Annotated in this window: 21 protein-coding genes; 17 read left to right on the top strand and 4 right to left on the bottom strand. The window is 48.0% G+C overall.

Annotation, left to right across the window (positions count from 1 at the left end):
- Positions 1-102: 102 nt before the first annotated feature.
- From QF041_RS10630 to QF041_RS10570, 13 genes are all read left to right on the top strand, one after another.
- Positions 103-1,704, top strand: a complete 1,602-nt coding sequence (locus tag QF041_RS10630) for an AraC family transcriptional regulator (RefSeq protein WP_307413984.1) — start codon at positions 103-105, stop codon at positions 1,702-1,704.
- 108 nt (positions 1,705-1,812) lie between these two features.
- Positions 1,813-2,787, top strand: a complete 975-nt coding sequence (locus QF041_RS10625) for an ABC transporter substrate-binding protein (RefSeq protein WP_307413982.1) — start codon at positions 1,813-1,815, stop codon at positions 2,785-2,787.
- Positions 2,784-3,596, top strand: coding sequence for a hypothetical protein (locus QF041_RS10620; RefSeq protein ID WP_307413981.1), 813 nt, complete (start codon positions 2,784-2,786; stop codon positions 3,594-3,596). Before QF041_RS10625 ends, QF041_RS10620 begins: the two co-directional genes overlap by 4 nt.
- A 235-nt stretch (positions 3,597-3,831) precedes the next feature.
- The gene (locus tag QF041_RS10615) at positions 3,832-4,353 is read left to right on the top strand and encodes a TetR/AcrR family transcriptional regulator (RefSeq protein ID WP_076318384.1); all 522 of its coding nucleotides are present in this window, start codon (positions 3,832-3,834) and stop codon (positions 4,351-4,353) included.
- Between the two features lie 119 nt (positions 4,354-4,472).
- Entirely contained in the window at positions 4,473-5,432 is a 960-nt protein-coding gene (locus tag QF041_RS10610; RefSeq protein ID WP_307413979.1) for an NAD-dependent epimerase/dehydratase family protein, read from the top strand.
- A gap of 352 nt (positions 5,433-5,784) precedes the next feature.
- Positions 5,785-11,835 (top strand): beta strand repeat-containing protein, encoded by a 6,051-nt coding sequence (locus tag QF041_RS10605; protein WP_307413977.1) that lies wholly within the window; start codon positions 5,785-5,787, stop codon positions 11,833-11,835.
- A 111-nt stretch (positions 11,836-11,946) separates the two neighbouring features.
- The gene (locus QF041_RS10600) at positions 11,947-12,186 is read left to right on the top strand and encodes a DUF896 domain-containing protein (RefSeq protein ID WP_017689452.1); all 240 of its coding nucleotides are present in this window, start codon (positions 11,947-11,949) and stop codon (positions 12,184-12,186) included.
- A gap of 336 nt (positions 12,187-12,522) precedes the next feature.
- Positions 12,523-13,953, top strand: a complete 1,431-nt coding sequence (locus tag QF041_RS10595) for an NAD(P)-binding domain-containing protein (RefSeq protein WP_307413976.1) — start codon at positions 12,523-12,525, stop codon at positions 13,951-13,953.
- Between the two features lie 134 nt (positions 13,954-14,087).
- Positions 14,088-14,573 carry a hypothetical protein gene (locus QF041_RS10590; protein WP_307413975.1) on the top strand — a complete coding sequence of 162 codons (486 nt, stop codon included), beginning with the start codon at positions 14,088-14,090 and terminating at the stop codon, positions 14,571-14,573.
- Positions 14,574-14,928: 355 nt separating this feature from the next.
- Complete coding sequence (locus QF041_RS10585) at positions 14,929-15,675, top strand: DeoR/GlpR family DNA-binding transcription regulator (protein WP_017689448.1); 747 nt, start codon at positions 14,929-14,931, stop codon at positions 15,673-15,675.
- 2 nt (positions 15,676-15,677) lie between these two features.
- On the top strand, positions 15,678-16,589 hold the full coding sequence (gene pfkB, locus QF041_RS10580; protein ID WP_307413972.1) for a 1-phosphofructokinase: 912 nt from the start codon (positions 15,678-15,680) through the stop codon (positions 16,587-16,589).
- Between the two features lie 90 nt (positions 16,590-16,679).
- Positions 16,680-18,647 (top strand): PTS fructose transporter subunit IIABC, encoded by a 1,968-nt coding sequence (locus QF041_RS10575; protein WP_307413969.1) that lies wholly within the window; start codon positions 16,680-16,682, stop codon positions 18,645-18,647.
- A 198-nt stretch (positions 18,648-18,845) separates the two neighbouring features.
- Entirely contained in the window at positions 18,846-19,634 is a 789-nt protein-coding gene (locus QF041_RS10570) for a class I SAM-dependent methyltransferase (protein WP_307413967.1), read from the top strand.
- 138 nt (positions 19,635-19,772) lie between these two features.
- On the opposite strand, the gene QF041_RS10565 is transcribed toward QF041_RS10570, so the two are convergent.
- From QF041_RS10565 to QF041_RS10555, 3 genes are all read right to left on the bottom strand, one after another.
- The gene (locus tag QF041_RS10565) at positions 19,773-20,912 is read right to left on the bottom strand and encodes a zinc-dependent alcohol dehydrogenase (RefSeq protein ID WP_074094414.1); all 1,140 of its coding nucleotides are present in this window, start codon (positions 20,910-20,912) and stop codon (positions 19,773-19,775) included.
- Positions 20,913-20,990: 78 nt separating this feature from the next.
- Positions 20,991-22,154, bottom strand: a complete 1,164-nt coding sequence (locus QF041_RS10560) for an oxalate decarboxylase family bicupin (protein ID WP_307413963.1) — start codon at positions 22,152-22,154, stop codon at positions 20,991-20,993.
- Positions 22,155-22,267: 113 nt separating this feature from the next.
- Positions 22,268-23,146, bottom strand: coding sequence for an SDR family NAD(P)-dependent oxidoreductase (locus QF041_RS10555; RefSeq protein WP_307413961.1), 879 nt, complete (start codon positions 23,144-23,146; stop codon positions 22,268-22,270).
- 169 nt (positions 23,147-23,315) lie between these two features.
- On the opposite strand from QF041_RS10555, the gene QF041_RS10550 reads away from it, so the two are divergent.
- Positions 23,316-23,753: a MerR family transcriptional regulator gene (locus QF041_RS10550; RefSeq protein ID WP_373461329.1), complete on the top strand. Its 438-nt coding sequence runs from the start codon at positions 23,316-23,318 to the stop codon at positions 23,751-23,753.
- A gap of 64 nt (positions 23,754-23,817) precedes the next feature.
- Here QF041_RS10550 and QF041_RS10545 read toward each other — a convergent pair whose 3' ends face one another.
- Positions 23,818-24,753 (bottom strand): AraC family transcriptional regulator, encoded by a 936-nt coding sequence (locus QF041_RS10545; RefSeq protein WP_307413958.1) that lies wholly within the window; start codon positions 24,751-24,753, stop codon positions 23,818-23,820.
- 159 nt (positions 24,754-24,912) lie between these two features.
- Here QF041_RS10545 and QF041_RS10540 point away from each other — a divergent pair, with 159 nt between their 5' ends.
- The 3 genes from QF041_RS10540 to QF041_RS10530 are packed head-to-tail and all read left to right on the top strand — an operon-like array spanning position 24,913 to position 26,912.
- Positions 24,913-25,188, top strand: a complete 276-nt coding sequence (locus QF041_RS10540) for an Atu4866 domain-containing protein (protein WP_307413957.1) — start codon at positions 24,913-24,915, stop codon at positions 25,186-25,188.
- Positions 25,189-25,212: 24 nt separating this feature from the next.
- A complete protein-coding gene (locus tag QF041_RS10535) occupies positions 25,213-25,950 on the top strand; it encodes an SDR family oxidoreductase (protein ID WP_307413955.1) in 738 nt (245 codons plus the stop codon).
- Between the two features lie 59 nt (positions 25,951-26,009).
- On the top strand, positions 26,010-26,912 hold the full coding sequence (locus QF041_RS10530) for a LysR family transcriptional regulator (RefSeq protein ID WP_076209057.1): 903 nt from the start codon (positions 26,010-26,012) through the stop codon (positions 26,910-26,912).
- The last annotated feature ends 36 nt before the right edge of the window (positions 26,913-26,948 follow it).

The following is a 26,948-nucleotide window of genomic DNA, read 5'->3' as shown; positions in this document are numbered from 1 at the left end:
TGAGTATGGAAAAGATCCATATTAACTGGAATTGCAGCTGGTTACGATCAGCTTTAATCAGGCGATTACAGGGTTCGATCCAAACAGGGAGGTGACGTCATCATGGAGGAAAATGATTGGATCAAACAACTGGAGCAACTACATTTCTCTGCTGTCCACGTCTGCCATTACTCTAGCAATCCGGGGGCTGTACAGCGTCGGATCTGGAAAAGGTTCGCCATTTGCAGGGTCATCGCTGGCAAGGGATCTTTGTCTATGGATAACATTGTACATACCGTGTCTCAAGACGAGTGGTTTTTGTTGAAGCCAGGAATACATGTGGAGTTTCAGACGAATATGGAAGCACCTGTCCGATATCAGATTATTTTATTTTCCTGTGTTACACTTACCAGGCGTGGGAATGCTTGGCATACCGAGGCATTTGATCTCCCTGTGACGGGCAAACTTAATGTTCCTTCCAATAGACGTGATATTCAGGAGATGATGGATACCCTGGTGAGTGGAAAACACTCGTTTACGAGTCTGGAAAAGACGCGCAGGAAACATCTTTTGCATCAGTTGTTGATTCAGTTAATGATGCACGTGAAAGAAGCAACTCCCCCTGTAGCAGGGATGGATTTGGCACTTGAATATATGACGCATCAGTATATGGAAGACATTCGAATTGATCAGATGGCCCGCATGGCAGGGCTTAGTGTGAATCATTTTATAAGAACATTTAAACGGCAATTAAATATGACCCCGATTGAATATATACTGAAACTACGTATGGCAAAGGCCAAGCAGCTGTTATTTTCTTCAGATAAAATCAAGGAAATTGCGGAGCAAGTGGGTTATAAGGACGAGCACTATTTCAGCAGAGTCTTCAAGAAAAACGAAGGAATCGCCCCAACGTTGTATATGAAAAATAAAGTGAATCGCATTGCCACCTTGTATTACGGGTTGGACGATTATGTGATAACGCTCGGTTTGAGGCCAGTATCCGTTTTATCCTATGGTCAGAGGGTGGCTCGTCATGTTGCTATACCTGCGCTTCAAGCACACAGTCATCAGGGACTTATCCTGGATAGCTTCAATCAGAACTATGATGGTTTGAGGCGAGTCCAACCGGACCTGATCATTACAAGTGATCGTTTGGAGCCAAATGACTCCCTGCATCGTATCGCGCCTACCACCATGCTGGAGCACACCAACCATTTTGGGGAGAGGCTTCTGTATATGGCGGACATTATGGGCCGCACTGAACAGGCTGTACAGTGGATAGAACAACATGCTGAACTGAGCCGAGTTCTTCGAGGGCGCATTCAATCGAGGTGGGGGAAACAGAGCGCCATGTTCATCCGGGTGACTTCTCATTTCTACCGAATGTATGGATTGAATAACCAGACAGGGGCGCTATTGTATGATGATCTGGGATTTTATTTGCCTCGTGATTTTCCGGAACAACAGTGGGCTGTAGAGAGTAAAGTACGCGATTTGCAGTTATACGAAGCGGATCATGTGTTTGTAATGGTCGATCCCACAAAAGAGGCACGTGCTCAACTGAGGCAATTACAACAATCCAGTGCATGGTTGGCATTAAAGGCTGTTCAAGAAGGCCATGTATATAATGCAGGAGATATTTTCTTCAAAACGCTGGGTCCAACCGGGCGCATGTGGGCCATGCGATATGTGGCAGAGCAACTTGGGGTTACCTTACGGTGATATTGTGCAAGAGAAGAGAGTGGAATAATCCATGGTAAGCCTGTACGCTTTTCCCTACTATAGTGATAATGATTATTATTATTAAATAGTAGAGGGGATTTACTACAAATGGTAAGACAGAGAGCAGCAACGATGATACTGTTGTCCCTGCTTGTGCTCGTTCTGACGGCATGTAGCAAGGCATCAGAAGTAACGCCTCCGCAACAGGATACACCTGTGGAAGAGAGTGGTACGCAAACGATTGAGCATCTTAAAGGAACTGCGGTTGTACCGCAAAAGATAGAGCGTATGGTGGTATTATCTGCTGCTTACATCGATCACATGTTGACGATTGGTGAGAAACCAGCAGGCGTTAATGTAGAAGTTCGTTACGGAGGAGATTATTTGCCTTACCTTGCAGATCAACTTGCCGGCGTTCCAACGGTAGGGTCGGCAGATAGTCCTAACCTGGAGGCTATCCTTCAGATTGATCCGGATGTCATCGTTATTGAGAGTCGAACTGCGGAGAGTACGTATGATCAGTTGGAGAAAATCGCTCCGACGATTGTACTTGGTACTGAATGGCTGGATTATGCTGATGATACAACCTATTGGACACAGGATCTGTTGACCATTGCCGGGATGTACAACAAAGTGGATCTGGCAAAAGAAAAGATAGCCGAGGTAGAGCAGCAGGCGAAGCAACTAAAAGCGAAGATCGAACAACTGGATCCAAAAAAGCTGGCTTATCTGCGTGTAAGAGAGAAGACCTTACAAATTTACGCGGCAAAAGGACATCCAACCAACACACTTTTGTATCATGATCTTGGATTTGTGCCAACGACTGTGACACCTGCCGAACAACGTGAGGACCTGTCCATGGAGAAAATTGCAGATGTGGATGCTGATTTCGTAGTTCTGGAGATTGACCCGAATGCCGATGAGTATTTAAACAACATCAACGCAAGCTCACTCTGGAAGGAAGTACCGGCTGTTGGTGCAGATCAGGTCTATACGACAGATTCGTTCTGGTTGTTTAAGGGCTGGGGAGCAATTGGGCGAAGCGAGATTATCAACGAAGTTGAAGACATGATTAATAGATGAGACGTTATCCAAGACATGATTATTCAGAGATGTCGGAAGCGTTACAGCAATTTTTTGTGACGAAGATCCAAGCGACTTGTGATGATTCCAAGTATCCTTTCCATGTGAAGGATCTGCTGAATGAAGAGAAACGAAACTTGATATTGCGTGAACAGGCTGTGCAGCAAGGGCTTCAATTGGGCGACAAAGGAAGCGCGGCCGTCGGTACACTTTTTGCCAAACGTTACTCCGTATTTGTTATGTCCGTAATCTCAGCTTTCAGTCTATACGATACTATACTTAGCGTTGCAGATGATGATGTGCGGTTTGAATTGAATGGAGCAGGTGGCATGCGATACGAGACTCGGTTGAAGAGCTCCTTTCTGGAGGGTGGAGATCCTGTTCAGCGCAGATCAGAGAGTGGTTTGCTCAAGAAAAGAGTGCTGCTACATCTGGAACCTGTCCTGCGAGCGGTAGCCTTCGCTACAGGAGCGAACGATAAGGTCATGTGGTCTCTGGTTGCCCATAATGTGCAACAATTGTATGCACGAATGATCAATGATCAGAGCATATGGAAGACAGATGAACGGCTTGCAAAGATTCAAGCAGATCAAAGCCTCTGGCTGGATCGGCAAAACGATAATGCATGTACATTTGCCAATGAGCTGCAGTCCTTCGAACATTCCGGGTGGCAGGGACCGCCGTTCCTGATACGCCGATATTGTTGTTTGGCATATCAGGTTGGGAGCGGCAGTCACGCACATGCATATTGTAATAGTTGTCCGAAGCTGGATTCGGAATCCCGATTGCGCAAACTTCTCCAGCAGTGAACAGACACTCTTGTACCGCATGGTACGAATCTGTTTCAGACAATCCGTGTTCTCTTCGGTTTCCAGTGGTTAGAATCTATGATCGACAAGTTACACAACCTGCAGCGGCTTGAGCCAGCGTCTGCGGGTTTGTTGGCTTTGTGCAACTTCACGATACCTTTGCATTGAGGGATAGTATTCGTTATACTTCAAGCTATTGATCAATTAATCACTAACTTTTGGAGGGCGGATTATCATGGCAAAGGATACAGCAGCGTCAGTTAACCGGCGAAATGATATTATCTCTGCAGCAATTGACGTCTTCGCGGAAATTGGCTATTATCGTGCGACTACAGCCCAGGTGGCTGAACGGGCACAGATCTCACAGCCGTATATATTTCGTTTTTTCAAAACAAAAGAAGCTTTATTATTAACTGCAATTGAGGTCTCATGGACACGGGTGATTGATTCGTTTCGAATTGTGGTGGAGACGGCGACACCAGATCAGTTAGAGAATGATCTCATTGAAGCCTATGATAAGATTCTGGAATCGCACAAGAGCGAAATCTTGCTTCAGATGCAGGCGCAAACGATCAGGGAGGAAGTCATTCGTCAGGCCATGCAAAAAGGCATTAGTGATGTACGAAGCATGGTACTGGAAGCTTTCACCGTTGCAGGAATTGCTGAACCGCTAAAAAGAACCATGATTTTTCTGGCAATCGGGATGTTGTGTAATGTATCTAATGCACTGGATATGCCGGAGCTGAAGGAACGATAGAGAGGGAGGTAAAGTCCCTTTTTGAATTTTAGTTATTGATCAATCACTAAATATGGTTTATATTGTTTTCAGGTAAGTAATTGATCAATCACTAAATGGATGGAAGAGGTAGATATACGATGAAAAAGGCTATTGTTATTGGAGCCACAGGTGGAACAGGTGCAGCGATTACGGAGGAATTGATTAGACGAGGGATTTGTACGATCGCATTTGGGCGCTCCCGTCAAAAACTGGATCAACTTGCGGTAAAGTTGGGACCTCCGGATCACCTGCTAATTGCAGTTGGAGATGCATTTCGGTCGGAGGATATTATTGCTGCTTCCCGGGGTGCCGATGTCATATTTCATTGTGCGAATGTCCCTTATAACGAGATGGAGAGCAGGCTGATTCCGCTCGGCGAATCTGTGATGGCGGCGGCAGAACACTTGGGTCTGAACGTGGTGGTAATAGATGGAATCTACTCCTATGGCAGAAGACAAATGAAGGAAGTAACCGAAGAACATCCGAAAGAGCCACATACGCGCAAAGGCAAGACACGACTTGCCTATGAACAGATGTTATTCAGCACAAGATGGAGCAGAGCTCAGGTGATGATTGTTCGCTTGCCAGACTATTATGGCCCATCGGCCAATCAGGCTTCCTATCTGGGTTCAACCCTTGAAGCGATAGCAAAAGGAAAGATGGCTTTTTTTATCGGGAATATGAAGGTACCCAGAGAGTACATCTATTTACCGGATGCTGCGGTCATGGTGGTGGAGCTGGCAAGCAGAGAGACGACGTATGGACAGAACTGGAACATTCCTGGATCGGGGATCATCTCGGGTCATGACATCGTGCGATTGGCACAGAAGGCTGCGGGAAGAAGCAAACCTGTGATGGCGTTAGGAAGAGTGGGATTGTCGTTGATTGGACTAGGTGTACCCGTTATGAAAGAAATTGTAGAAATGTTATATCTGACCGAGGAACCCCTGATCTTGAGTAGACAGAAGTATGAGGAACGGATTGGCCCGGTTGTGGCAACATCTTTTGAAGAAGGAATTGCGTTGACGATTAAGGAGTTGGGGTTGCAGGGGGAGTAGAAGGGAATATATTTTTTAGAGAAATGTAATTGATTGATCACTAACTATGAAGGTTTTATAGGTATATGGAATAGGGGGCGCACAAAGTTAGTCCAGGGCATAGAGTGTACTATTGTAAAATGCGGGGATTTGACGTGGCGTACAAGGAGGGGGGGATTCTCTTGTGAGCGGTATATCCAAAAGGAGACGCAAAATTTCCTCAATCAGTACAGGTAAACGGAAAGCAAAAAAATCAAAAAAGAACTCTATCCCAAAGAAGAAGAGGAAGTCTTGTAAGAAAAGCAGACGTAAATGCAAAAAAAAGAAAAGTCACAGGATTCCTTTCCTTCGCGGCCCACGGGGTTATCGGGGAATGAGAGGATTCACTGGAGCAACAGGTGCTACTGGGTTAACCGGAGACCCTGGGTATCCCGGCATATGGGGAGCAACCATTTTAACAGGACGGACCGGAGTAACTGGAACCACGGGAAGTACCGGAATAACTGGAGTCACAGGTGCAACAGGAGCTACCGGACTGATGGGCACCACAGGTGTGACTGGAACTACAGGATTTACAGGTCCTCCCGGTCCAATGGGTGAGGCGGGAGCAACTGGATCTAGAGGAAGCACAGGAGTTACAGGTGCAACGGGTACAGGATCAACTGGAGTCACAGGAACAACCGGCGCAACTGGAATTACCGGATTTGGTGTTACAGGCGTGACCGGTGCTACAGGAAATACCGGTATAACCGGCTTTACAGGTCCAACTGGAGTTGCAGGATTAGCTGGGGCTACCGGGTTCACTGGAGCAACTGGTCCAACTGGAATTGGTGTGATGGGACTAACAGGATCTACTGGTGAAACAGGATTCACTGGAGTGACTGGAGCGACAGGCACAACTGGGGCGACGGGGCTAATAGGTATTACGGGTGCTACTGGTTTAACGGGAAGTACTGGCGAAATTGGAATCACAGGCCCGTCCGGAGCAACTGGTATTACTGGAACCACAGGTATCACAGGAGTCACAGGTGCTACAGGATTTACTGGGGCAATAGGAGCAACGGGAAGTACGGGGCCAACTGGAAATACTGGCATAACCGGCGCAACTGGTGCCACTGGGGAAACGGGTCTAACGGGACTTACTGGTGTAACCGGAACTACAGGAAGCACTGGTACTTCTGGAACAACAGGCGCTACGGGGGCAACCGGCGAAATAGGCACGACAGGCATCACTGGCGTTACTGGAAATACTGGTGCTTCAGGGATTACTGGATTTACGGGCAGTACAGGTGCGACCGGCACGACTGGTTTGACAGGATTCACCGGAACTACAGGAAGTACTGGAATAACAGGTAATACTGGTGAAACAGGATCAACAGGTACGACCGGATTACCTGGCGTTACGGGTACCACGGGTGTAACCGGTTCTACTGGAATTACAGGCCTCATGGGAATTACTGGTGCTACTGGCACTACCGGTGTCATAGGTACGACTGGTGTGACAGGACTCACTGGGGCCACTGGTATAAGTGGTGTCACTGGTGAAACAGGACCAACAGGTACAACCGGATTAACTGGCGTTACAGGTATAACTGGCGTTACTGGAATTGCGGGCACAACAGGAACGACTGGAATAACAGGTGCAACTGGTATTACTGGATTTACAGGCAGTACAGGTGCGATCGGAGCAACTGGTGCCACTGGCACAACCGGAGTCACAGGTACGACTGGTGTGTCAGGACCCACCGGGGCTACTGGAGAAACGGGTACCACCGGAGTTACAGGTGCTACAGGATCTGCTGGGGCGATAGGGGCAACGGGAAGTACAGGTACAACCGGCGTTACTGGCATAACAGGTACGACCGGTACTACGGGAGTTACAGGCATAACCGGCAATACTGGTGTAACAGGAGCCACAGGAATTACTGGAGCAACTGGAACTACTGGAGATACAGGTCAAACAGGGGTCACAGGAACGACAGGTGTGACGGGATCAACTGGCGCAACTGGAGAAACGGGGATTTCAGGTGCAACCGGAGTTAGTGGCACAACAGGAATTACCGGAGCTACCGGAATTACGGGTGCTACAGGAAACACCGGGACGACAGGTGTAACTGGAGAAACAGGGTTCACAGGACTAACGGGAGTTACCGGTCCAACAGGAACGACAGGGTTAACAGGGGTAACCGGAATCACCGGTGAGACCGGAGCCACAGGGATTACAGGTACAACTGGACTAACTGGCATTACTGGAACCACGGGTATCACAGGCGTGACCGGAGCTACCGGACTGACTGGTGTCACTGGGGAAACGGGTCTAACAGGATTCACAGGCACGACAGGAGCGACGGGACCGACTGGGGCGACTGGAGCAACCGGAATGACGGGAATTACGGGAGCGACCGGGGCCACTGGTGTCACTGGAGAGACGGGTCTACCAGGAGGTACAGGTGCAACTGGTATTACAGGTCCTACGGGTTCGACTGGGATCACAGGAATCACGGGTACAGCTGGTGTAACTGGCCCAACAGGTGCGACTGGAGAAACAGGAAGTACAGGTGCCACGGGAGTAACCGGAACAACTGGTGTAACTGGAGAGTCGGGGCTAACAGGAGTCACAGGTGTCACCGGGGAAACGGGTCTAATTGGGGCTACAGGTGTAACGGGCTCAACCGGTTCGACTGGCCCAACAGGAGAGACAGGACTAACAGGTCTAACTGGGGCTACTGGAAGTACGGGTGCGACGGGAACAACTGGTGTTACAGGTGCAACCGGAGTTAGTGGCACAACAGGAATTGCTGGTGTAACTGGCGCGACAGGACTCACCGGGGTTACTGGTTCAACTGGTAATACCGGAGCTACTGGCATAACCGGGGTCACCGGCGAAACAGGGCCAACCGGCACAACTGGCTTAACTGGCGTTACGGGTACAATTGGTGTGACCGGAGCAACAGGCGTCACTGGAGAGACCGGAGCTACAGGTCTGACGGGAAATACAGGACCAACGGGTGACACCGGATTTACGGGTCCAACAGGTGAAACAGGAATCACTGGAGTTACAGGCCCTACTGGAGCAACCGGAGCTACTGGAGATACAGGTCCAACAGGGGTCACAGGTACGACTGGTGTAACGGGACCAACTGGCACTAGTGGTATAACGGGAACAACTGGTATTACGGGAGTAACCGGAGCAACAGGTGTCACTGGAGAGACGGGTCTAACAGGAGGTACAGGTGCTACGGGTGCGACTGGATTAACTGGTATTACCGGAACCACGGGTACAGCTGGTGTAACGGGCCCAACAGGTGCCACTGGAGCAACAGGAAGTATAGGTGCCACGGGAGTAACCGGAACAACTGGTGTAACTGGAGAGTCGGGTCTAACAGGAGTCACTGGTGTCACCGGGGAAACGGGTATAACTGGGGCCACAGGTGTAACGGGCCCTACCGGTTCGACTGGCCCTACAGGAGAGACGGGGTTAACCGGGGTCACAGGTCCGACTGGTGTGACGGGACTGAACGGTGCAACTGGAGAAACTGGAATTACAGGTACAACTGGCATTACTGGAACCACGGGTATCACAGGCGTGACCGGAGCTACCGGACTGACTGGTGTCACTGGGGAAACGGGTCTAACAGGATTCACAGGCGTGACGGGACCTACGGGATCGACTGGGGCGACAGGAGCAACCGGAATTACAGGTATCTCGGGAGTGACTGGCGTAACCGGAACGACAGGTGTTACTGGGGAGACCGGTCTAACAGGAAACACAGGTGTAACGGGCCCTACCGGTTCGATTGGCCCAACTGGTGAAACAGGACCAACAGGCACGACTGGTTTAACTGGCGTAACGGGAACAACTGGTATTACGGGAGTAACCGGAGCAACTGGTGTAACTGGAGAGACGGGTCTAACTGGAGTCACAGGTGTAACAGGCTCTACCGGTTCGACTGGTTCAACTGGTATTACCGGAGCAACAGGCGTCACTGGAGAGACGGGTCTAACTGGGAGCACAGGAGCCACAGGAATTACTGGTGCAACCGGAATTACTGGAGCTACAGGTCCAACAGGGGTCACAGGTACGACTGGTGTGACGGGACCGACCGGTGCAACTGGAGAAACGGGAATTACAGGTTCGACTGGCCCAACTGGTGAAACAGGACCGACGGGCACAACTGGTGCAATTGGTATTACAGGTCCTACTGGTGCGACTGGAGAAACAGGAAGTACAGGTGCCGCGGGAGTAACCAGCGCAACCGGAACAACTGGTGCAACTGGGCTAACAGGAGTCACTGGTGCCACCGGGGCTACAGGTGCAACGGGATCTACCGGTTTGACTGGCCCAACAGGAGAGACAGGACTAACAGGTATAACTGGAAGTACGGGTGCGACGGGAACAACTGGTGTTACAGGTGCAACCGGAGTTAGTGGCATAACCGGGGTCACCGGTGAAACAGGACCAACAGGTACGATTGGTGCAACGGGTATCACGGGAGTTACTGGTGTAACAGGAGCCACAGGAATTACTGGTGCAACCGGAACTACTGGAGCTACAGGTCCAACAGGGGTGACAGGTACGACTGGTGTGACGGGATCAACTGGAGAAACAGGGCTCACAGGACCAACCGGTGCGACTGGCTTAACTGGAGTTACGGGTACAACAGGTACGACTGGAGCAACGGGAAGTACGGGTACTACGGGAGCTACTGGTGTAACGGGAACAACTGGCATCACAGGTCTAACAGGAATTACTGGTCCAACTGGTGTTACGGGATTAACTGGAGCCACTGGTGCGACTGGCATAACCGGAGTCACAGGTACGACTGGTGCTACAGGGGCAACCGGTCCAACGGGTATTACTGGTGAAACAGGAACAACCGGCACGACCGGCGTAACTGGCATTACGGGTGTGACTGGAGCTACTGGAATTACAGGAGCCACCGGCATAACTGGCCAAACTGGAGAGACGGGTCTAACAGGGGTCACAGGTACGACTGGTGTGACGGGGCCCACCGGGGCTACTGGAGCAACGGGAACTACGGGAGTTACTGGTGTAACCGGCGCGACTGGTGCCACTGGCATAACCGGCACGGCAGGACCAACCGGTGCGACCGGAGCCACTGGGGAAACAGGTATAACAGGGGTTGCAGGAACGACTGGGGCGACCGGATCTACGGGAGTTACTGGCGTAACCGGCACGACAGGTACAACCGGAGCCACTGGTGCGACTGGCATAACCGGAGTCACAGGTACGACTGGTGCTACAGGGGCAACCGGTCCACCGGGTATTACTGGTGAAACAGGAACAACCGGTACGACCGGCGTAACTGGCATTACGGGGGTGACTGGAGCTACTGGAATTACAGGAGCCACCGGCACAACTGGCCAAACTGGTGAGACGGGTCTAACAGGGGTCACAGGTACGACTGGTGTGACGGGACCCACCGGGGCTACTGGAGCAACGGGAACTACGGGAGTTACTGGCGTAACCGGCGCGACTGGTGCCACTGGCATAACCGGCACAACTGGCGTAACTGGTGTTACGGGTACAACAGGTACGACTGGAGCCACTGGGATCACAGGTGTGACTGGAGCAACAGGAACCACGGGCATTACAGGAGAGACGGGTGTAACAGGCGCTACCGGCCCGACCGGTGTAACGGGACCGACCGGCGCGACTGGAACAGCAGGAACCACGGGAACCACGGGAACCACGGGTATTACTGGCGCGACCGGAGCAACTGGAGAAACAGGAATAACGGGAGCTACGGGAGTTACAGGCATCACAGGACCAATTGGACCAACTGGGGCTAACGGAATTACGGGGGCAACCGGTGTAACGAGTGCAACAGGAGCTACGGGAGCAACAGGAATCACAGGAACAACAGGAGCAACCGGGGCCACGGGTTTGACAGGAGCCACTGGACCAACCGGACCCAATTTTGCAACACAAGGGTTCTCGGCATTCCTGGCTACACTTTCGACAGCAACCAGCACTCAGTTAACCAACTGGACGACCACGGCTCCTTATTACGGTAATGCCAACTTCAATGCAACAACAGGAAACTATACCGTCCCGGTAACCGGAAGATACTCCATTGTGGCCACGATCAATTATGCAACGACTGCAGCGATTGCTCTATCTCTGGGTGCAGGCGTTAACCCAGCCTTTCTTGTACAGAGAACATCCCCTACGGTAACGACACTTGTCAGTGGTTTGTTGCCCGTCCTAAATGTCGCGATTACGTTACTCACACTGCGGGCAGTGCTGGGAAGTGGTTCAGTGACTTTGGCAGTGGAAGTCGCATTGAATGCGGGGGATGTGATTGGACTGTTCTATGCTGCAAACGGGTTGACGATTACATTGAACCTTGGCAGTGGTGCTACAAATGGCATTGTGTGGTCTGTGCATGAGATCACCTAAACACTTCTCAACGGATTGCGCCTATGGACAAATTCGTAAAGTTGTAATAAGTTAGTTTGAAGATATTCGAAATATCTTCTGGAAAGTGGACTAACAAGTGAGGTGGATTTCATGATTCCTATTTTGGGACGCATTAACGAATTAAGTCGAAAACAACGCAGCAGTGTCGGTTTGACAAAAGCAGAACAAAGCGAGCAGCAGGAGCTTAGAAAACAATATTTGCAGGCTATTCGAGGTCAGGTACTGACAACCATGCTGGCAGTATCCGTTGTGGACCCACTGGGTCATGATGTGACCCCTGAGAAATTAACCAACGAAAAATTGCAGCGCCGTGAACAGGCCGGCCAATAGCATTCCTTTAATAAGACAGACCAAGGTTACATCTTGGTCTGTCTTTTTTCATTTTCTGTAGAGCATCCATCAGGAAAAAAGCACTTTATAAGAGAAAGTACCATCCAGTTAGGTATTTCGTGCAGATTAACAAGCATGTCAGTTATTTTTAGTGTTGATGACAATAAATCTGCCGCCAACTTCAATTCATCCCCGATAACTCATATAATAACGCTAATATATTTCAGAAAAACAAACAAAAAGCACAATTACTCTCAATATAACTGACAACAAACTTACATCAAATAATTAAAGAAAGACTAGTTCATATATGTATCTCGAAAGGGTTGATGAATCATGAGCCTGGAAGCTTTGAATGAACGTGTGAAGAATGATCTGGCTTATTTGTCATTTGGTGGCGCGAACTGGGTACGTCCGAGAGAACATGCAGATGGTCATGTCTATGATGTCGTCATTGTGGGTGGAGGCCAGAGTGGATTAGGGGCGGCATTTGGACTTCTTCGTGAACGGATCTCCAATATTGTTGTTATTGATGAGAATGCATCGGGGCTTGAAGGACCTTGGGAGACTTATGCACGTATGGTTACTTTGCGTACACCCAAGCATCTGACTTCCATCGATCTGGGGATCCCCTCGTTAACCTTTCGCTCATGGTGGGAAGCACAGGTAGGGCCCGAAGGTTGGGAAGAGGTAGACAAAATCCCGCGTGGAGACTGGATGAATTATTTGCGCTGGTATCGGGAAGTATTGAATCTGCCTGTGCTTAATGAGGTGAAATTGACACTGGTTGAGCCAACAGAGAACGGAATACATCGACTTCATGTGAACAAAGCAGGAACTCAGATGGATGTCATACTTGCTCGTAAAGTCGTGTTTGCTACGGGAATTCAAGGGGGCGGAGAGTGGCATGTACCTTCCATGATTGCCGATAGATTACCTCGGGAGCTGTATGCCCATACGTCTGAAGCGATTGATTTTGATCGGTTAAAAGGTAAAAGAATTGCTGTGCTTGGCGGCGGTGCCTCTGCATTCGATAATGCGAGTTATGCCCTTGCCACGGGTGTGGCTGAAGCTCATGTATTTGTACGGCGGGAACAACTGCCTAGTGTTAATCCCATTCGTCAGATGGAACAATCCGGTATGATTGAGCGATACCACGCTCTTCCGGTTGCGGATAAATATGAAGTGATCTCTCATTTCTTCAAATTCAATCAACCACCAACCAACGATACGTTTAATCGTGCGGCAGCCTGGCCTGGATTCGAACTGCATTTGAATTCGCCTTGGCTGAGTGTAGAAGCAACAGACCAAGGCGCGATTGTGCATACCGCACAGGGAGCATATGAGTTTGATTTTCTGATTATTAGCACAGGTCTTCTCAGTGATCCGGCACTCCGTCCTGAACTGAAGCTTGTGGAGCCATACATCGCGCGTTGGGAGGATTGTTACCAGGCTCCAACAGAGCATCGCAATGCGTTGCTGGACGCACATCCATACCTGAGTTCCGGGTTTGCAATGACAAGCAGGAGTGAACAGGGTGAGAAACCGTTGCACGGACTGTTTGTATTCAACTACTCTGCACTTGCCAGCTGTGGTCTGTCGGCATCGGCAATATCGGGAACCAAGAACGCGGTGCCGAAACTAGTCTCTGCCATAGCGGATCAGTTGTTCCTCGATGATCGGGAGATTATTTTGCAGCAATTCTATGCGTATGAAGAACAGGAATTTACGGCTACGTGGGTGAAAAGCGGTGCCCTCGCTGAGTAATCGCATTCTATAATATTGTGAACGTGTGGCATCTGATGCTGCACGTTTTTTCGTTTTTCATGTGATGAAGGTTACACTTGCCTTTAATTTGTTGTAAAATGTCGGTTGGAACATGTTAAAGGCAGGGATAATAGATGAATGTAATGAACTATGAACAATTTAGAGCCCATTTGAAGAAAGCGTCGCGTAAACGAAATGTACCTTTGATTAAGATCGTAGCATTTCAAGAGAAATACATGAAGATTGAAGAAGTTCAATTTTACGATGTGGAACAAAATCATATGAGTGTTCAGGCCTGCAATACGTTGTGGATGCATCTGGAGAATAAATCTTTCCGTAATATGGTGTCCCAACATTTGCAGTTTTATAGAGATATGGAGAACCTGGGTCGGCATTCATTTGAGAATCTGATCAAAGAACTATATGATACGTCTGTTCCTGTGCTGCTCGATTACAATCCCGCTGATTATTACACCTCGGGGCAATTGGCTGAGATTCTGGTCATGGATGAGGAGCGGTTGATAGAACAATTGGAGATGGGCCGCTTTAAGGGGGCTTTTATTAATGAAGAAGGCAAATGGGTTAAACCCAAACCGGATGCAATGGTTGTAGAGTCATAAACGCGCATGAAAATCCTATGAATAGTTAAATCCTGCAACGCCGCGCTTGAAGCGCCGAATGCTGCAGGATTTTTAATGGATATGAAGCGCACGGAATGACATCTTTATGGACAGGGAAACTTCGTTCGATGAATACTCAAGTCTCCGACGAACCGTAAATCCATCATTACAAGGGTTAGGAGACCCAGTGATCGGAACGAGGCTCGCGGGCCCGAATAATATTGACCAGTGCGGAAGAGTATGAGTTACGTGAGTCGAAAGTTGCGGGTTTTTGAATGTTTTTAAATTATTTTGAATGAAAGTGGTTGTTTTTTGAGGGATTTATGATACTATAGAAGCAGTTGGAGGAATGAAGATGCTGACTGAAGAACGATATGCTGCAATTATAGAGCGCTTACATTTACAGGGAATTGTGAAATTACAAGAGCTTGTTGATGTGTTGGGCGCTTCTGAATCAACGATTAGGCGTGACTTGATCGATCTGGAGAGTCGTCAGATGCTCAAACGCATCCACGGCGGTGCCGCACTGGTGAATGAAAAAACGCTGGAACCGGGCATGGAAGAAAAAACGTTCAAAAACATTCAACAAAAAACGACGATTGCCCGTTTGGCTGCACAGGAGATCGAAAATGGCGAATGCATTTATCTGGATGCAGGAACGACAACGTTAGCCATGATTCCTTTTATTGAAGCTAAAGACGTAACGGTTGTTACCAACGGACTTTCACATGTTGAAGCTTTGGTAAGCAAGCGTATTCGCAGTTATTTGCTCGGAGGTATGATGAAAATTCATACAAAAGCAGTCATTGGCAGTATCGCATTACAGAACATGGATAATTTCCGTTTTGATAAATGTTTTCTTGGAAGCAACGGAGTTGATCCCGAAATGGGGTATACAACACCGGATCCGGAGGAAGCCTTGATTAAAAGGCGTGCACATCAATTGTCGGGAAAATCTTATGTGCTGGCTGATTCCAGCAAAATAGGGGAAATTACTTTTGCCAAATTGTTTGATTTGGAGGAGGCCGATTTGATTACCGAGCAGATGCCAGAACATTGGCGGCCTGGAATCGCCCAGAAAACTAAAATAATTGAGGGATAACGATGATATATACGATAACACTTAACCCGTCCATTGATTACATCGTGGAAGTGGATGAACTGAAGCTTGGCGGATTGAATCGAATGAATCGGGATTTGAAGCTCCCTGGCGGCAAAGGCATTAATGTCTCTCGCATACTGAATCAACTTGGAGCAGATAACACGGCCATTGGTTTCCTTGGTGGATTCACGGGACGTTTCATTAATGACAAGTTGCAAGAGGATAACATTCGGACAGACTTTGTTACGATTGCAGACGATACTCGCATTAACATCAAGCTGAAGCATGGAGAAGAGACAGAGATTAATGGTCTTGGACCTGCAATAAGTGCCGAAGAGGCCGAGCAGTTGCTTCACAAATTGTCTTCGTTGGAAAAAGGAGATATTGTCATTCTCTCCGGAAGTGTACCGCCTTCACTTGGAACGGATTTTTATGATCGTCTCATTAAAGTATGCAAGCAAACGGGTGCTGAATTTGTGATTGATACAACTGGCCCTGCGTTAATGGAAGCTCTTGAACATGCACCATTGCTGGTGAAGCCAAATCATCATGAATTGGCTGAACTGTTCGGTGTAACGATTGATACTCGCGAGGAACTGGTGTTATACGGGCGTAAGTTGCTGGAAGCCGGTGCTAAACATGTGTTGATCTCCATGGCAGGCGAGGGTGCACTATTCATTACCAAAGCGGAAGTTCATCATGCGAATGTGCCAAAAGGCACTGTGAAAAACTCGGTTGGTGCCGGTGACTCCATGATTGGCGGATTCGTAGGTACCTATGTACAGAGCGGGGATTTGCTGGAAGCTTTCCGCACAGGGGTTGCATCTGGAAGCGCAACTGCGTTCTCGGATGATCTGGCATCACGAGAATTGATTGATGAATTGCGTAATCAAGTAACCATTACGACGATTTAGTCTAGCATCCATATAAAAGGTTTTCACTGTAATTGTAATGTAGTGAGGCCTGCCTAGGCAGGCCGACTGAACTTAAGGGAGTGTACCAAGATGAGAATAACAGACTTGATGATCCAGGAAACGATGATCATGGACCTGCAAGCCACAACCAAAGATGAGGCTATTGATGAACTAATTGCAAGCCTGAACCGAAGCGGACGAATTAATGATCCGGTCCTGTTCAAGGAAATGATCTATAAAAGAGAAGCTGAATCCAGCACGGGTATCGGTGGCGGAATTGCGATGCCACATGCCAAAACAACAGCGGTGAACGAACCAACGGTTGTATTTGCCAAGAGTAGAAAAGGGCTTGATTTTGAAGCGTTGGATGATCAGCCAGCTCATGTGTTCTTCATGATTGCGGCTCCAGAAGGCGCAGGTAATACCCATCTGCGTACGCTTGCAGCTCTTTCCAGGTTGTTGATTGATAGCGATTTCATCTCACAATTGATGAGTACAGATACACCTGCCGAAGTTAGTGCGTTGTTTGATGCCAAACAGGCAGAAGCAGCGGAGAAGGAAGCAGCCAAAGAAAAAGCAAAAGCTGAAAAAGCAGCAAATGCCGCATCCACTTCTACTAGCAATCAGCAACAAAACACCTCTGGTGTGATTGTAGGTAATGCCAATTCGGAAGATTTTGTTGTTGCGGTTACAGCCTGTCCAACCGGTATAGCTCATACGTTTATGGCTGAAGATGCACTTAAAAAGAAAGCTCAGGAAATGGGTATTAATATTCGCGTAGAGACAAACGGCTCTGAAGGAGCGCAGAATGTTCTCACTGCTGATGAGATCGCTCGTGCTAAAGGGGTTATCGTTGCCGCAGACAAAAATGTGGAGATGGCACGTTTCGATGGCAAACCGGTATTGCAAAGACCGGTGAGTGATGGAATCCGTAAATCCGAAGAGCTGATTCGCAAGGCCGTTAACGGTGATGCACCGATCTATCGCAGCCAGGGCGGAAATGCCAAGGAAGAGGGCGCAAGCACTGGTAAGATCAGTGTAGGTAGCAAAATCTATAAAGATCTGATGAATGGTATCTCGCATATGCTACCATTCGTTGTAGGTGGCGGTATCCTGCTAGCAATCTCCTTCTTGTTCGAACAGCTTGCTAGCCCTGAGAATCCGATTGTGCAACTGCTTCAAACGATCGGTGGCGGAACAGGTGCGTTCCACTTCCTGATTCCGGTACTTGCCGGATTTATCGCGATGAGTATTGGTGATCGCCCGGCCCTGATGCCTGGTATGGTCGGTGGATTGATGGCGGTTAACTCAAACGCCGGTTTCCTTGGTGGTTTGGCTGCCGGTTTCCTGGCGGGTTATGTAGTTGTTGGTCTCCGTAAGTTGTTCAAAGGATTGCCTAAAGCGATTGATGGCTTGAAACCAATATTGCTGTATCCGGTATTTGGTTTGCTGATCGTGGGTGCCATCAGTTTCTATGTCTTTGATCCAATCTTTGGTTCCCTGAACACATGGCTTGTAGATGCACTGGGTAATCTGGGTACAGGTAATGCGGTATTGTTGGGCTTGTTGCTTGGCGGTATGATGTCCATCGATATGGGTGGACCGTTCAACAAAGCGGCTTACACGTTTGCCATTGGTGTATTCACATCCAGTGGTAACACAGACGGTGCTTGGATGGCAGCGGTAATGGCAGGCGGTATGGTGCCTCCTCTGGCGATTGCACTTGCAACCACGTTCTTCAAATCCAAATTTACAGAACAAGAACGCAAATCAGGCCTGACTAACTATGTACTTGGATTCTCTTTCATTACAGAAGGTGCAATTCCATTTGCTGCGGCTGATCCATTGCGTGTATTGACTTCTTGTATTCTGGGTTCCGCTGTTGCTGGCGGATTGACACAACTGTGGAGCATTAATGTACCAGCTCCGCACGGCGGGATCTTTGTTGCAGCACTGGCGAACCACGCATTATTGTTCCTGCTCGCTGTTGCGATTGGTTCTGTGATCTCCGGTCTGATTCTGGGCTTGTGGAAGAAGTCACCAACGCTTGTGAAGTAACAAATATAAGTAACATCTCCTGGGTGAAACTCACTTGGGGGATGTTTTTTTATTTCAGCTTTTTCGTCATGTAGTGGAAAGTTGACTCCGGATTTGTGTAAAATGCTTATTTAGCTTTTACATTCATGTGTGGTAAACTAAATATAATTATTTTGAAACTATGTTTCGTCTAATGAAACTTATGCAGGAGGAATTGAAATGTCTGATGTAATCAAAAGTCAGGTGCAGAAGCAGTTTGCGAAAAATGCAGGAAAATACGTGACGAGTGCGGGGCATGCCAAAGGTGAGGATCTCGCGTTGCTCGTGGCTTCATCTCAAGCCACTCCGGATATGAACGTGCTGGATATCGCCACAGGGGGAGGGCATGTTGCTAATGCTTTGGCTCCGCTTGTTCAGCGGGTGACAGCCCTCGATCTAACGGAGGATATGCTTCAGGCAGCTGAACGATTTATCCAGGGGAATGGACACGGTAATGTAGATTTTGTAGTCGGGGATGCAGAGAAGCTGCCATTCGATGATGATATCTATGACCTTGTGACCTGCCGAATCGCTGCTCACCATTTTCCGGACGTTTCTTCGTTTGTTCATGAGGCATTACGCGTCATGAAGCCTGGTGGAAGGTTGTTATTCATCGACAACGTGGCACCTGAACGTGATGAGAATGACCAGTTTTACAATGAAGTGGAGAAGTGCCGGGATGTAAGCCATGTTCGAGCATGGCGCAAGACAGAATGGATTCATATGCTGGAGTATGCCGGCTTCCGAATGGAAACGATGGCTTCCTTCCAGAAACGCTTTAAGTTTGAAGAGTGGTGTAACCGTGCAGCACTGCCGGAACAGGAGAGAGAGGAACTTGAAGCAAGCATGTTGAGTGCACCGTCCATTATCAGAAATTTTTTTAATTTTGAAGTGACAAAGAACGGGAAGCTCGACAGCTTCGAAGGAGAAAGTGTGTATATCCAAGCGATTAAACCGACTCATGTCTGATTAGGTAAAACAAACGATTTAGCTGGGCAGTTTATGCAACGGTAACAGCATGAATGTTGATAAAATAAAACAAGCAGAGTACCTTGAACAGGTAGATCTGCTTGTTTTATTTTGCATATTTATAATCAAAGCGACGGTTCAGGGTTTTAGTATAACTTTGGTACATTCGTCTTCATGATCGTTGAAAATGCGATAAGCATCGCTTGCATTCTCCAGTGAAATCCGATGGGAGATGATCTCGGTTGGATCAAATTCACCGGCAGTGATTTTGCGGAACAATTCAGGCATGTAATGTATAACAGGAGCTTGTCCCATTTTAAGATTGATATTGCGTTCAAACAGATTGCCTAACGGAAACATGTTGTAGGAAGAGCCATATACACCCGTAAGTTGGAGTGTACCGAATTTGCGGATTGCTTTCATGCCGATTTCGATCGCACTCAGTGAACCGCCATGAAGTTTCAGCTTCTGTCCGATCTCCTCCAGCATGTTCTTTTTACCATCCATACCTACACAGTCGATAACAACGTCGGTTCCGCCTTGTGTAATCTCGCGAATGTGCTCACCCATATCATCGTAATCTTCGAAATTAAAGATCTCTGCATCGTTCAAACGTTTGGCTTTCTCCAGTCGATAGGGCAGGCGATCCACAGCAATAACGCGTTTGGCACCTTTCATCCAGGCGAACTTCTGCGTCATCAGCCCAATGGGCCCACTACCGAGTACAGTGACCGTATCTCCCGGTTTAACTCCGGCATTCTCGACGCTCCAGTAAGCGGTTGGAAGAACATCGGACAGGAACAATAAAGCTTCATCTTCCAGTTCACAGGATTCAGGAATCACAAACGGAGTAAAGTTCCCGTAGGGAACACGCAATAATTCTGCCTGACCTCCGGGGTGATTTCCGTAGCGTTCGGTGAATCCAAAATATCCACCTGTATGAATATCCGGATTGCCATTGGAATTATCGCACTGGCTCTCCATGTCATGATTGCAATAGAAGCATTCACCACAAGCGATGTTAAAAGGCAGGACCACACGGTCCCCCTTCTTCACACGTGTCACTTCTGGACCTACTTCTTCTACAATGCCCATCGGTTCATGACCGATAACGTAATCTTTGGCAGCAGGCAAGGCTCCCTGATAAATATGCAAATCGGATCCACATATAGCTGTGGAAGTTATACGAACGATAATGTCATCCTTCTGTTGCAGTTTGGGATCTTCAACCTCTTTGACTTGAATGTCCTTGATTCCCTGAAACGTAACGGCTCTCATCTTTCATATTCCTCCTTATATAGTGGGATTCTCTGGAATTACCCCATTTCAGCATAAATGATAGATATACATACTAAATTAAACGACAGGCCATTTTACTTTACGCAAGGCATTGAGCAACTCAGGCGGCGCATTCAGATTGTCACGGACCAGATCCCGCGGAGTTAACGCCATCCACTGATTCAGTGATACATCCTCGAATCGATCACTTCGGAATATCTCCAAAAACCATAAAGTGTCTGTGCCGGTATTTTGTATATAGTGTCCCATTGCGACAGGAACATATCCGACATCTCCAGCCCGATAGTCAAATGTGCGAGCAATGCCATTGCCTCCAAAGACAGTCATTCTCCCTTGTCCTGTCAGATAGTATTGCCATTCATCTGCATTGGGATGCCAGTGCAGTTCACGCATGGCGCCAGGTCGGATCTCAACGAGTGCGGCTGCAACGGTAGTTGAGATGGGGAAGTTGGTGGAGTCGACAATCCTCACGCTTCCGCCGGGGGTAATGAGTGGTTCCTGGGCCAGCAATCGGTGTTTGAATGTGAGAGGAACGTTGCCATATGGCGACTGAACTTCCTGGCTCTCGATGGAACCCGGGACGGTATCTTGGAAAATGTAGACTTGTTCCTTCGGCATCGACTGAAAAGCGGATTCGGGCACGCCGAAATTGACAGACAATACCTCTGGCGGGGTATGGGCAAACCAATCCGATATGGATAACGTATTCAGATCGGAGAAGGACCCGTCATCAAATACAAGCAGAAATTCGCAACCATCCTCCAGTCCCTGAATGGAATGGGGTAGACCTTTGGGGAAAAACCAGAGATCGCCGGGCCCGACATCCGCAATAAAATTACGTCCGTTCTGATCTATCGAAGTGATTCTTGCCGTTCCCCAGATCATATAGGCCCACTCGGATTGTTGATGCCAGTGCAATTCCCGTACACCTCCCGGTGTCAGGCTCATGTTCACACCAGCCAGTGTAGTGGCAATAGGGAGATCCCGTACGGTAATTTCACGTGACCAGCCCCCATGGTTCAATTGCATATGGGTATCGGAAAAAGACATTCTCAGATTGGGCAATAACCCGCTATCGGTTGCAGGAGGTACCAGCATATCGGGGTTTTGTATATCTCTCATGACGTCTCTGGGTCCCAGATCAGGTCCTCCAGCGCCATCACTGCGAATGGGTTGCGGGATAATAAATGGTTTTTCGTTAGGTTGCTGTCCTTTGGTCATTGAGTGATCCCTCCAGATTCAATAACATGTCACGCGCGACATTGTATCGTTATGTTTACACCTATGAATCAGGGCCTGGATAATATGAGGGACAACATCCCTCTCCCTCATGATTAAGATGGGGTGATTGTGGTCTTTCCAGACTGCGTTGTACGAAAACGCTGCTCATAAATCTCGTTTACCCGGTTCAAAACGGTAGGGCCTTGCTCTGTGAAACGAAGCGCTGTAGCTTTATTTTTAACCAGGAATGCACCGGATTCGTGTCCGGTTGGGGATAAGGCTGCATTGTAGAGCAACGAAGCGCCATGGCTTGGATGAGGAAAGAACCATTTCATGATAGGTTTGATATAGAAGGGCAGGCCGGATGTTTTGTTGCCCCTCAGCGTATTATTTCCACCGGGATCTACGCTAAGCAGTTGTATGCCATCCGCTTTGGCAGACTTGGCAACCTCGCGTGTCCATAGAGATAGACCGAGCTTTGAAATGGCATAGGGACCAAACAGCTTTTTGAATTCAGCTGGACGTTCCAGGATGTTCAGATCAAATTGTTTGACCATTTTGAAGGCGGTGGTGGAAGTATTAATAACTGTTTTCATCTTTCCTTTGAGCAATAGCTCGACTAATTCCATGTAGATGATGTAAGGGACTACCGTCTGAAGTTCAAAGTGCAGTTCATGCCCCTGATCAGAGAAACGAAGCTCCGAAGCGCTGCCACCCGCATTGTTAAACAAAACATCGATCGAATCGGTATCGGATTTAATCTGATCCAGTGCAGTTCTCAGACTGTCGTAGTTGGTCAGATTAGCCTGAACCCAACGGAGCTGGCCTGAACGTAAGGCGTTCTGAATATCGGTATCCTCGGATGGGAAAGCAGAACGGTTGAGACCGATTACCTGCCATCCTTCAGCCAGTAACTTGCGTGTCAGTTCAAGACCAATTCCTGACGTTGACCCTGTGATGAGAGCGGTGCGAAGCTGATTTTGTATATTCATATATACCTCCAGATAGAATGGGATTACAGAACGAATCTGTATGCTGCGCTCATTCTATAACTTGGAGTCGACTCCAAGTCAAGGGGTGTTGGGCTGGAACGGATCATGCTTGACTTGGAGTCAGCTCCAAGTTGTAAAATGGAGAGAAATGAATGTGGAGGAGGCCCATATGATGAGTGAGAATGAAGTGTTCTCCATTAAAGAAACGTCAGAACAGGCCGGATTATCGGAAGATACAATTCGTTATTATGAGAAGATTGGGCTGCTTCCCCGAGCTGAACGCAAGGCCAATCGCCATCGGGTATATCGCTCGGAGGATATCCATACGATGAAGTTGATCACTTGCCTGAAAAAAACAGGAATGTCTCTGGAGGAAATGAAGCCTTATTTACAAATGTCCATGGATTCCGATCTCGCAGATTTCCCGGATGAACGGGAGATGCTGGTGAATCACCGGAAGAAAGTTGAAGCACAGATTGCTTCGCTACAGCAAGTCGTTGATTTTATCGATGAGAAGTTGGAAAAACGAAGTATGTATCCTGATGAATGTCCTATTACCGTGGAGAACCAGATGTCTGTTTTTGAAAAAAAGAACATATTCTCTTGATGGCGCTGCTGCCTATATGAATCCGAAAACCCACGTCATGATGACGCGGGTCTTTTTGCTGTTTCTAGTATGTAATATCGAGTGTATGACGAAGTCGTTTGATATCGCTTTTGGGAGGGAGACCATACATGCGGGCATACTCCCGGCTGAATTGAGACGGACTTTCATAGCCAACCTGGAACGCAGCGTCGGCGGCATCAGTTGAACCTGCAAGCAGCATTCGCCGGGCTTCGTGCAATCGAATTTGTTTCTGGAATTGCAAAGGGCTCATGGCGGTAATGGCTTTGAAATGATGATGTAATGAGGAAGAACTCATGTTGATCATGGCAGCAAGTTGTTCAATCCGAAGTGGCTTAGCATAATCAGATTGGATGACTTCGATCAAATCGGCGATGTGCTGTGCGTGACTGTCCTGAATAGCAAACTGCTTGATGGAATGTCCATGTTCATCCTGAATAATACGATATAGAATTTCGCGGATAAACATAGGGGCAAGGACGGGAATGTCTTCAGGTGTATCCAGCAGCCGAACCAATCGGATCACGGCTTCAAGAAGGGAAGGTTTGGTTGAGCTAACAAACAATCCTCTTCGGCTTGAATGGTCAGGTTTGGGTTGTGCAGAAGGCGTATCCTGAATCAGGTCGAAAATCTGCCCTGAATCAAAATCCAGTCGAATACATAGATAGGGGTGTTCGGTTGTCGCCTTTACAACCTGCCCTGAAATAGGCAAGTTTACGGAAGCTACCAAATATTGTGACAGGTCGTAGGTGTAGCTCTCGCTGCCGAGTATAACTAATTTGGAACCTTGAGCGACAATGCAGAGGGCAGGCTGATGAACGGAATATATGGGTTGTGAGATCTCGGAGGCACGGATTAAGGCAAGTGATGGAATTGCTGTTGGATGTATCCCGTCATTTGGGGTGAAATGCTCAATAAGTTGAGCCAATTGTTGCTGCTGCTCTGTGATGCCCGTATCCGTTTCATTTGTTTTGATATACATGAATTGCAGCCCCCTTGTAAACCACTATTACTATTATTTTAAAACGCGCTGGAGGAATAGGCAAGAATACTGCGGGATTTTTCTATCGTACAACGACTGATCCTCTACATAATGGAGATAAGCAACGGAATCTTTTGAAGCAGAGAGGGGTGAGAAACAATGGAGCGCAATTCAATGGGTGACCAACAAGAACCAAAACACCCGTATGTGGGGATGTGGGTTACGAAGGATGGATATATCAGACACGAACTTCTTCCTTCCGGTAGATATGATGAAGCGAGAGGAGATCGGCAAAGTGCGTATCAGGGTCGCTATGTTGTTCATGGGAAACATATAGAATACGTGGATGATACGGGATTTACAGCGGATGGAGACTTCAGGGACGGCGTTTTGTACCATGCAGGCATGATTTTGTATAGAGAAAATGTACAATAACAACTAAATAAGGAGCGATTTAATATGTCCAATGTAAAAGGGAAAGTTGTTGTGATTACCGGTGCGAGTAGTGGAATTGGTGAGTCAACAGCTCGATTGCTTGCACAGCATGGAGCACATGTAGTTATTGGAGCTAGACGTATGGAACGTTTGGAGGCATTGGCCTCTTCCATTCGTTTGGAAGGCGGATCGGTGGAGTATCATTCGCTGGATGTTGCCAGATTGGAAGAGGTGCAAACGATCGTTGACCTCGCTCAAACTCGCTATGGACGTATCGATGTTATTTTAAATAACGCTGGAGTCATGCCCCTATCTCCCCTTGAATCGTTAAAAGTAGATGAGTGGAATCACATGATAGATGTTAACATTCGTGGGGTTCTGCATGGCATTGCGGCTGGACTACCAGTCATGAAAAAGCAGGGTTTCGGCCAGTTTATTAATATCGCCTCTATTGGAGCCTATGCCGTGTCACCAACGGCAGCGGTGTATTGTGCAACCAAATACGCGGTTCGCGCCATCTCGGAGGGGTTGCGACAGGAAGTAGGCGGAGATATCCGTGTAACCCTTGTATCACCAGGCGTGACGGAATCGGAACTCGCGGATACGATTTCTGATGAAGAAGCACGTGATCTCATGAAAGAGTATCGGCGCATATCCATTCCCGCCTCGGCGATTGCACAAAGTATCTTGTTTGCCATTAGCCAGCCGGCAGAGGTGGACGTAAATGAGATTGTAGTCAGACCGACAGCAAGCATGGCTTAAGCTCGGATCCTCTTTTGGTATATAATAGGTTCAATTGATACGAAAAGAGGAATAGTGCAGTGACATTACAACAACTAAAATATGTGATCGAAGTTGCCACGCGCGGTTCCATGAATGAAGCAGCCAAAAGGTTGTTTATCTCGCAACCCAGCCTTTCGAATGCCATTCGGGATCTGGAGCAGGAGTTGCGAATTACTATTTTTGAACGTACCAATAAGGGGATATCTCTGTCTAAAGAAGGCGTTGAGTTTCTGAGTTATGCACGTCAGGTGGTAGAACAAGCTGAATTGCTGGAGAATCGTTATCTGAACGCCAAGCCATCCCCGCAGCACTTCTCCGTATCGACGCAGCATTATGCGTTTGCGGTGAATGCCTTTGTTCGTCTGGTACAGCAGTATGGTCAGGATGAATACGAGTTGGCGCTTCGGGAGACAAAGACCTACGAAATTATTCAGGACGTGAAAAGCCTGCGCAGTGAAATTGGCATCCTGTATTTGAATGAGTTCAATGCCAAGGTCATTAACAAATTGTTAAAAGATGCGGGATTGGTTTTCACGAGCCTGTTCACAGCCAAGCCCCATATCTTTATCAGTGTGAAGAACCCGCTGGCGAAGCAGGAGTCGGTTGCAATCGAGCAACTGCAGGATTATCCGTACTTGTCATTTGATCAGGGAGAGTACAATTCCTTTCATTTTTCCGAAGAGATCCTGAGTACGTTATCTCACCCCAAAAGCATACAGGTCAATGACCGCGCAACATTGTTTAACCTGTTGATTGGTCTGAATGGTTATACGATCTCTACGGGTGTACTTAGCGCTGATCTGAACGGAAACGAAATAATTCCTGTACCGCTGGAATGTGAGGAATCCATTAATGTAGGGTGGATAAGCCACAAGAGTACTTCTCTCTCTAATCTGGGTGTAGCATATGTCCAGGCTCTGCATGAGGCCATAGGGTCTTAGGAGTGTTAAATGGTTCATCAAAAGGCCGTTTCCGGT

This window comes from Paenibacillus sp. W2I17 (assembly GCF_030815985.1).
Taxonomy (GTDB): domain Bacteria; phylum Bacillota; class Bacilli; order Paenibacillales; family Paenibacillaceae; genus Paenibacillus.
Note: the sequence above shows the minus strand (reverse complement) of the source record. Positions and strands in the feature narration are given on the sequence as shown.